This is a genomic window from Acutalibacter sp., from assembly GCF_056800975.1.
In genome coordinates, this window is the sequence record NZ_JBQISV010000179.1 from 1 (window position 1) to 1,697 (window position 1,697).

General features: G+C 53.3%; 2 protein-coding genes. Both read left to right on the top strand.

Going from position 1 to position 1,697, the window contains the following annotated elements; all coding sequences use genetic code 11:
- Window positions 1-831, top strand: an 831-nt coding sequence (locus ACTO5E_RS10990; RefSeq protein WP_482303612.1) for an FAD-dependent oxidoreductase, incomplete at its 5' end; no start/stop codon positions are given.
- 64 nt (window positions 832-895) lie between these two features.
- Window positions 896-1,697, top strand: an 802-nt coding sequence (locus ACTO5E_RS10995; RefSeq protein WP_482303613.1) for a hypothetical protein, incomplete at its 3' end; no start/stop codon positions are given.

The window sequence follows — 1,697 nt, forward strand, 5'->3', positions numbered from 1 at the left end:
AACGCCAATGTGGGCGCGAATCTAAAGCCGGAGAAGCTTCTGAAAGAATATGACCGGGTGATCCTGGCCTGCGGCGCCTCCAATCCCCGGGATATCAAGGTGCCGGGACGGGAGCTGGAGGGAATCTATTTTGCCGTGGATTTCCTGCGGGGCGTGACCAAGAGCCTGCTGGACTCGGAGCTTACGGACAAACAGTTTGTCAGCACCAAACATAAAAATGTGCTGGTTATCGGCGGCGGGGACACAGGCAATGACTGTGTGGGCACCTCCATCCGGCTGGGAGCCAAATCCGTGGTTCAGCTGGAAATGATGCCCTGCCCGCCTGCAGAGCGGGCCGAGAACAATCCCTGGCCCCAGTGGCCCAAGGTGCTGAAAACCGACTACGGCCAGGAGGAGGCCATAGCCCTCTTCGGCCAGGACCCCCGGATCTATACCACCACAGTGAAGGAGTTTATCGGGGATAAAAATGGCCGGGTGAAACAGGCCGTTTGCCTGCGGCTGGAGAGCAAAAAGGACGAGAAGACCGGCCGTATGATGATGGTGCCTGTGGAGGGCAGCGAGTTTACTCTGGATGCGGATGTGGTGCTCATCGCCGCAGGATTCCTGGGAAGTCAGGACTATGTGACAAAGGCCTTTGGGGTGGAGGTCAATGAGCGGACCAATGTGAAAACCGCGCCGGGAGCCTATGAGACCAATGTAGAGCGTGTGTTTACAGCCGGAGATATGCACCGGGGCCAGTCCCTGGTGGTGTGGGCCATCCGGGAGGGCCGGGAGGCGGCAGCGGCTGTGGATTATGATCTGATGGGATATACCAGCTTGGAGGTGCAGTAAAAGGTGCAGTAAATCACTGCTGGGTTTTCAGTTCTTCTTGCGGCTGCGTCAGGATGATGATATAATGAAAAATCAGATGTTGCTGTCAGCAGGGAGGAGGTATCATATGTCAACACTTGTTAGGTTGTTTCCAGCGTTTATGGACACTGTGGTGGGGCATATGGTACTGGCCGCCTGTCTGTTTCCGATTTTGGGGGAACGGCTCACCCGGGAGCGGGCGAAAAAGCTGCCGGTGTTATTGCTTTCCCCTTTTCTAGCCACGGCATTGAGCTATACCCTTTCTGTGGCAGAGATTCACGGGCTTGTTCACTATGGCATTTTGTCCCTGGTCATTATCCTCATGTGCAGCCTGTGGGTGAAATGGGTCTGGGGTCTTTCTTTTGGAAGGGCCTTTGCTGCAGCTTGTATGGGCGGAACGGTTCAGGTAGCCATTTCAGCTGGTTGTCTGGTGCTGGGGATGATGCTTCCCTCTGGTGTGGGGGACAATCTTTGGGTTCTTTGGATGATTTGCTTTTTGATTTGTGTTCCTGTGGTTTTCATGCTTTACAAAACACAGTTCGGGATTTATTTTAGATTACTTATAGAGGATGAGAGCCATCTACAGCGCACGGTTTGGCTTATGTTTGCTCTGGAGCTGATTATGGAAGCATTTTTACAGCTGCAGAATGGAATTCACGAGGAATACTTGGTTTTGTATGAGATTCTTTTGGTTGTTCTGGTAGCTTTTATGGTAAGCTCTCTGGTTTATCTGGCACGGCAGTTCGACGCCGTCCGGAAAATGGAAGCCCAGAGGGATACCATTGCCCAGCAGCAGCTCTACGAGCGGGATCTGGAGGAGATCAGAAAAGAAGTGCGCTCGTTTCGGC